Below are 7651 nucleotides of genomic sequence, written 5' to 3' on the forward strand. Positions count from 1 at the left end.
AAAGAAGTTTTTTTAGAATATAATGGAGAACTTTATTTTAGAGGCTCAACAGCGTCTTCTATAGAGCTTTGGAGAACTAACGGTACTACAACTGGTACTGTAAGCTTAAAAAACTTTGAAGACACAACAAATGGAGTACCAGTATATTTTAGTACAGCCGGAAAGCAGAAGCTAGGTACTGTTTACAATGGCTTATTGTATTTTACTGTATTGCGTGGTAGTACACATGAACTTTGGAAAACAGATGGTACTACTGCTAATACACAAATGGTTAAAGGCGGGCTAAATGGAATTAATGACTTAAAAGTATTTAACAATCTTTTGTATTTTGTTTCTGGTGCTGATAGTGATGGATTTGGGTCTGAAATATGGACTTCAGATGGTACTCTTGCAGGAACAGCACTAAAGTTTGATATATTTCCTAACAATTTAAATCCATTTTTTGGTTTAGGTAGTAATCCTTCAGATTTCTTTATTTTTAATAACGAGTTGTATTTTTCAGCTAGAAGCTATAATAGTACAACAAATCAAATTATTGGTAGAGAGTTATGGAAAACCGATGGTGTTACTGTTAATTTAATAAAAGACATCAATACAGATAATCTTGCTAGTGGTATTAATAGCCCAAAGTTTACCATATATAATAATGAGCTTTATTTTTCTGCTTCAGATAATACGACTTCAGATCAGGAATTATGGAAAACCGATGGCACTACTTCTGGCACTATAAAAGCTGTTAGTACAACTGCTACAGGGGAGTCTTTACAATTTTTTAATGCTACAATATATAATGGCAAATTATTTTATCATAATTTTCAACAGCTTTGGGTTACAAATGGCACAGCAGCTGGCACATTTCAACTTACTAATAGTACTCAAGAACTAATACAAACATCATCTGGGAGTCTTGTATTATATAATCAAAAACTATGGTTTACAGCTTTAAAAACAGGTAATGGCAACGAGCTTACTAGCTTGTTTGATAGCACTTTACATGTTATAGATTTCAACACTCCTCAAATTTCAGTTTACCCCAACCCTACCCAATCTCAACTGCATATCAATGCCTTAGTTTCGCCTACAAAATACACAATCTACGATGTATTGGGTAAACTCATTACTGAGAATAAGGTAGCCCCAATTAATAACTCTATTGATGTAACTTTCTTAAAAAAAGGTATTTACATTATAAATTTTATACAAAACCAAAAAGAACACTCTTTTAAATTTATAAAAATATAGCATTATGTCTGTTAAAACTATACTATTTTATCTCTTTCTAGGCATGGTTTCTTCTAGTTTTTCTCAATCGTTTAATTATCAAGCTGTAGTGAGAGATGCAGGAGGAGAACTTGTAATAGACCAATCGGTTACAGTACAATTTACAATTCTTGAAGGCGCTAGTGCTACTGTAGAAGTTTACAAAGAAACCCACACTACCAATACCAATACTTATGGTCTTTTAATAGCCAATATAGGTGAAGGTGTAAATATAACAGGAGACTTTACAACCATAAATTGGGGGTTAGATAAACATTTTTTAAAAACAGAAATAGACACTGGTAGTGGTTTTGTAACCATTGGTACTAGCGAGTTTAGAGCTGTCCCTTATGCTTTATATGCAGAAAACACAGCAAACTCAAGCCCATTTGCAGAAACAAGCCCTAATGTAGTTTCTGGAATTAACACTAATGCCGATTTTATAATTGGTAGCAACAACACAGAAGATTCTAATAATATAAATTTAGATAGCAGATTGTTTTTTGATAAAAGTAAAGTTGCTTTTAGAGCTGGCACTGTAGATGGTACACAATGGAACGATAGCAATAGAGGTTTATACTCTTTTGCTGGTGGACGAAACACAAAGGCCAGCGGCATAGGCGCTACTGCTTTTGGGTATAATACAGAAGCACTTACCTCCTATTCTATGGCAACTGGTGTTAATACAGCTGCAAATGGCTATGCATCATTAACTACTGGGTTAGGAACTAAATCGAATAATGTTGGCCAACTTATTTCTGGAAAATATAATATAGAAAAAACTAATGCTTTATTTATTATAGGAAATGGTACTGATGATGCAACAAGACAAAATGCATTTTTAATTACAGAAAACGGTAGTTTAATTTTAGGAGCCAATCAATTCAATAATCAAGATGAAATAAGTTATGATAATTCTAGATTATACTTTAACAAATCTAAAGGTGCTTTTAGAGCTGGTTGGTCTAATGACATATTAGGTGGCTCTACATGGGACGACAATAATGTAGGTGTTTTTTCTACCGCTTTTGGTAAAAACACCTTAGCTTCTGGAGTAAATTCTACTGCTTTAGGGCAAAATACTATTGCTTCTGGCAACTCTTCTACAGCCATTGGAAAATTTAATGAAGCCGATGACAATGCCTTATTTATGATTGGAAACGGAAACTCTGGGCTTGTAAATGCCAATAGGAATACTATTTTTAAAGTCATGGAAAATGGTATTGTAAATATTCAAAATTTATCTGGCACAGATACTCGCAATGTAAAAGTTAATGCCAACGGCGACTTAATAACTACAACAAACACGACTCAAAATTACACTATTAGTCCTTATGATTTTGAGGCTAGTTTTCCTGATGCCGAATTAAGACGTAATTATAGTACTGTTAAACTACTAGACAATACTCCTGAAAGAGCTGTAACTGGTGTTATACATATTCCTGATAATTCTGTTATTACTGGTTATACGGTTAATTATTTAGATAATTCTAATACTACAAATTTTCAATTTTCTTTAACGCGTGTTAATAATAACTCAAATATAATATCTACTATTAGTACTGCAACGTCTTCTGGTTCTTCTAGTAGCAATAGAACCGAAATTATATCTGGACTCTCTATTGTAGTCAACAATGCTAATTACTCTTATGTAGTACGTGTTGTACCCCTAAATGGACAAAACTGGGATCCAGTAAATACACATTTAAAATCTATAATTATCCAATACGAAAGCAATTAACAAGAATACGTTTTATTTAAAGTTTAAAAAGAAAGGTTTTTATTATCTTACTTCAACTAAACATTATACAATATTTTCAATTTATTAATAGTACATTTTGCAAATCTATACCTCACATTTTAACTGTTATAAAGCAAACTCTAAACTATATCTATTGTTAATTCTGTGTATTCCTTTCTTTATTAAAGCACAGGAACTTAAAACGACTGCGTTAGACAATATTATTATCTTATATAATAATGGAGATTATAATAGTTCTCTTACCAAATGTAATGCTTTAATTAAACAACAAAAGGTGTTGAATACTGCAAATGACAGTTTGGCTCTAGCCGAGTTATATTTTTATAAAGGCGCTTCACAATATTATTTAGAGCACTATAAAGCGTCTATTGTTTCCTACAATAAAGCTATAGCAAACTGCCCTGATACAGACGAAGGAAAAAATCATAAAGGAAAAATGTATTACGAGCGTGCTTTTTCTGAATATAGTTTAGGTGCTGGATTATTTGCTTATAAAAGTTCACAAAAAGCATTAGAGGTGTTAAAATCTGTTAGTAAACCAGATTATGATTATCTACTTTCTATTTATGCCGATCTTGCTGGTGAGGCGTCATATTATGGTTTTAATGAAAAAGCTAACGACTATATACAAAAGGCTTATAGTTTATATAATAAACACAAAGACAAGCTTATTAACACCAATAATTCGGCTTCTAAGCCTGTATTATTTTTATATAAAAAAAGTACTATTATTAATAACAAAATAGAATTTTCAACTAAAGATGAAATAGAACTTTCAAATATTATTAAAGCTTTTTTAGAGCTAAAAAAGAATAAAGCGTTTAATCCTACAGAAAATTTAATGTATGCTATTGCTTTAAATTATTCAGGGGACTTTTTTTTAAGAAAAAGTAACGTATCGCAAAAGGATATTAAATTAGCACATTATTATTTAGATAATGCCATAAGGACTATAGATAAAGAAACCAATATTGATAACTATACCCAATTTTTATTTAATAAAGCAAAAGCATATAAACTAGATAAAAAATACCATCACGCGCTTAACATATTAAATAACATTATTTGTAAAGTTCCTCTAAAAGACCATAGGCTCTCTTTTTTTTATGCAGAAAAAGTCAATATTTTTTTAGCATTAAATAAAAAAGAAAAAGCTTTACGTTTTTTAAATAAGGTAATAAATGAAATACATACAGATTCTATTCCTTTACGCCAAGATTTTTCAAATTTTTCACCAAGTCAAGATATAAACGAAACTGGGTTACTAGTTGAAATGGCGGATATTATTGTAAAAAAATATCCAAAAGATTCTATTGTAACCTCTCTAGCATCTAAACTATATTATAATGGGTTAAAACAGTTTAAAAACTGTTATCAAGAAAGTTATTTAAACAATAAGTTAAAAACCTATTACGATACAGCTATTAAAGGTATTTTAAAAACAAAAGGGCTTGGTTATAACTCTAATATTTCACCAAAAACAATACTAAATACTATAGAAACTATAGAGAATAGATTAGCTTGGAAACATTTTAATTTAAATAGACAATTAAAAACATCTATTATACCCGATTCTCTCCAGTATAAAGAAATTGAACTAAGAAGTAAACTTGTAAATGCAAAAAAATCTAAAAATAAAGAAGCAATACAATTATTAAAAAATAAACTTAACGATCACTTATACAATATAAAGACACAATATCCATTAATTAGTGTTTTTAATTACGAAAATTATAACATAGAAGATTTACAAAAAAACATGGCTAATGATGCCTTAATTTTAAGGTATAAGAAGTGTAATAATGCGTTATTTTTATTTACAGTAACAAAAGATAGTATTAATTATTTTGAAATTAATAACGCTAAAACTATTTTAAAACAACTCGACACCTACTATAAAACAATTAGTAATATGGGCGATAATATAAGTTTAGCTAATGTTTTATATAATGCCCTCATTCCACTTAGTATAAAAACCTATAAAACACTAACAATTATACCCGATGTTAGCATAAGTCACCTACCCTTTGAAACTTTAGTAAATAATAACAAACAGTATTTAGTAGAAATAAAGTCTATTGCATACTCACCACATTTAGTGTTTTTAAATACTAAAAAAGAACAAGCAAATCATCAAAAAAACGATTTACTAATCTTTACTCCAAACTACGTCATTAAAAATAATTTATCAGAGCATTATAGAGACCAAAATTATCATCTTAAAGGTGCAAAAGAGGAAACAAAAGCATTACAAACATTATTTAAAACCAAACATTTTGAAGCAAATGATGCTTCTAAAGAAAACTTTATTAAAAATAGTAAATCATCAAAAGTTATACACTTAGCAATGCATGCTAATATAAATACGGTGATGCCTGAACTAAGTCACTTCTCCTTTTCAGAAAATACTAAAGAAAATAAAATGTATTTAGAGGAGTTGTATAGTTTAAAATTAAATTCAGATTTAGTTGTATTAAGTGCTTGCAATACGGGCAAAGACTTTATTAAAAACAACAACGGCATTACTTCTTTAAGTAGGGCTTTTACATTTGCTGGAGTCCCTTCAAACGTAGCTAGTCTATGGAGTGTTCCCGATAAGACTACCAAAACTATAATGATTAGTTTTTATAATCATTTAAAAAAAGGAGAAAATAAAGCTAAAGCACTAGCTAATGCAAAAAAAGACTATTTACAACAAACTACAGACGTAAACTTAACAAAGCCTTTTTATTGGGCTGGTTTTGTTGTTAATGGAAACACCAATAGCATTCCTTTTAAAACACAAAGTAAATTACCAATAATTAATTATATTTTATTTTCTATAATTATTATACTAGTTTTTATTTATTTATACCGTTTTATAAAGAAAACTCTGTAAAATTTTAATTTATATAATAACTAAAAAACCACCCATAAGTATGGATGGTTTTATATAAAGACTCAGTCCCTCAAAAAAAGTCTTTAGATAGTAAAAATTCTTTTTAAAGATATTTTCACTTATGCAATATACGCAATAATTCTCACTTTACAGTCTTATATAAGCTATAATAAATTATTTATGTATAATATATATACCCTATTTTAACACTAAAGTTTACAGATTATTATTCTGTAAAAACGGTATTCTTTACACAAGCTGTTTTTAGAGTTTTTCAGAATATTTTATTTAATACCTTATTGGTTAACCATTTAAAACTTTAACGTTTCGTATTTATCCCAAAGCCCCCAATAGGCGCCTACGTCTCCTTCATCTCCTACTTTCCAAGATTCATCAAAAGATGAAAAATAAAATAATTCGATACCTTCTTTTTTACACCACATTTGGGCATTAATAAAATAACGCATTGCATTTTCCTTAGAGGCTACTGCTCCTCTTAAACTGCTTCCTTCACTTGGCCACCCTGTCTCAGTTATAATTACTTTTTTTCCATGTCCAGCACTAGTTGCTTGCCCAAACATTTGCTGCATATGGTTTAGTGAATCTTCTATACTACATCCTTCCCAATAGGGATAACAATTGGATAAAATAACATCACAAGCTTCTGTGATTTTTGGACGATGAGAAAATTCGTAATAGGCATCTACATAACCAATAGGAATTTCTGGTAAAGCTTTTTTTACTTTATAGAGATATTCTAGCAATTGTTCTTCAGTTAATTCTTCTCTATACATCACTTCATTACCAACCGCAGCAATATCTACACAACCTTCTTTAGCCAATTTTATTAAAGCCTCTATTTCTTCTTCATTTTTTTCTAAATCGTCGCTTAGCCAAGCACCAACTAATGTTTTTATACCGTGTTTGTGAGCTACTCGAGGTATGTGTTCGTTACCTTCAATACAAGAAAACGAGCGCACCCACTTTGTATAAGGCTTTATAATTTGTATGCGCCTGTCTACTTGTGCTTCTGTAATAGTATCTCCAGGTTCTTGACCATCTTCATACATACTAAAACATAATCCATGCATGCCACTTTTTAAAGTTTCTCTCCACAATTGTACTAATGCTTCTTTAGAATATTCATTAAAATTTACACCGTTATGCTTGTTGAAATTGGTGTTGTTTAATAAGTAATTATGATTTCCTCTATATGACATTCTATTTCTATTATTATTTATAATTCTCCTCTTCGCTTAACAAGTTCAGCTTTTATTTCTCTAGCTCTCCCTTCATTTAAATTATATTTCCACATAACCCATACGGCTAGTCCTGCTGTAAAAGCCGGTACAACAATATCTGCTATTCTCAAGTTAGTCATTGTTTCTACTGATTGTTCTGTCGCATTAGGATCGAACCCAACAATACTTAAAATCACTCCTCCAAGAACAAGTGCTATAGATTGTCCAATCTTAACCATTAACCAATAAATAGCTCCAAAAGTACCTTCTTTTCTAGGCATACCATTTTCTAATTCATCTAAATCACAAACATCTGCAGTCATAGACATCATTAATGTGAATAAACCTCCCATTCCAAAAGCAAATAATGGAATTGGTAAAAATATAAGCCATGGGATTTCGCTACCAGGGTCTATACTAAACCAAGACATACCAATGCTGTCTAACATAGGATTTAATGATTCGAATAAAGCACCAATACCAGAATTTAAGCTTTTACCTATATCCGTT

Annotated in this window: 5 protein-coding genes; 3 read left to right on the forward strand and 2 right to left on the reverse strand. The window is 30.2% G+C overall.

The window, feature by feature from the left end:
* The 3 genes from ACVC2P_RS04465 to ACVC2P_RS04475 all read left to right on the forward strand — a co-directional run.
* The coding region (locus ACVC2P_RS04465; protein WP_452597283.1) for a T9SS type A sorting domain-containing protein at positions 1-1242 on the forward strand (1242 nt) is incomplete at its 5' end.
* A 4-nt stretch (positions 1243-1246) separates the two neighbouring features.
* The gene (locus tag ACVC2P_RS04470; protein WP_452597284.1) at positions 1247-3001 is read left to right on the forward strand and encodes a hypothetical protein; all 1755 of its coding nucleotides are present in this window, start codon (positions 1247-1249) and stop codon (positions 2999-3001) included.
* A 97-nt stretch (positions 3002-3098) separates the two neighbouring features.
* Complete coding sequence (locus tag ACVC2P_RS04475) at positions 3099-5900, forward strand: CHAT domain-containing protein (protein WP_452597285.1); 2802 nt, start codon at positions 3099-3101, stop codon at positions 5898-5900.
* A gap of 311 nt (positions 5901-6211) precedes the next feature.
* Here ACVC2P_RS04475 and ACVC2P_RS04480 read toward each other — a convergent pair whose 3' ends face one another.
* Entirely contained in the window at positions 6212-7120 is a 909-nt protein-coding gene (locus tag ACVC2P_RS04480; RefSeq protein ID WP_452597286.1) for a glycoside hydrolase family 17 protein, read from the reverse strand.
* 17 nt (positions 7121-7137) lie between these two features.
* The coding region (locus ACVC2P_RS04485; protein WP_452597287.1) for an MFS transporter at positions 7138-7651 on the reverse strand (514 nt) is incomplete at its 5' end.

It is taken from the genome of Pontimicrobium sp. MEBiC01747, from assembly GCF_053601635.1.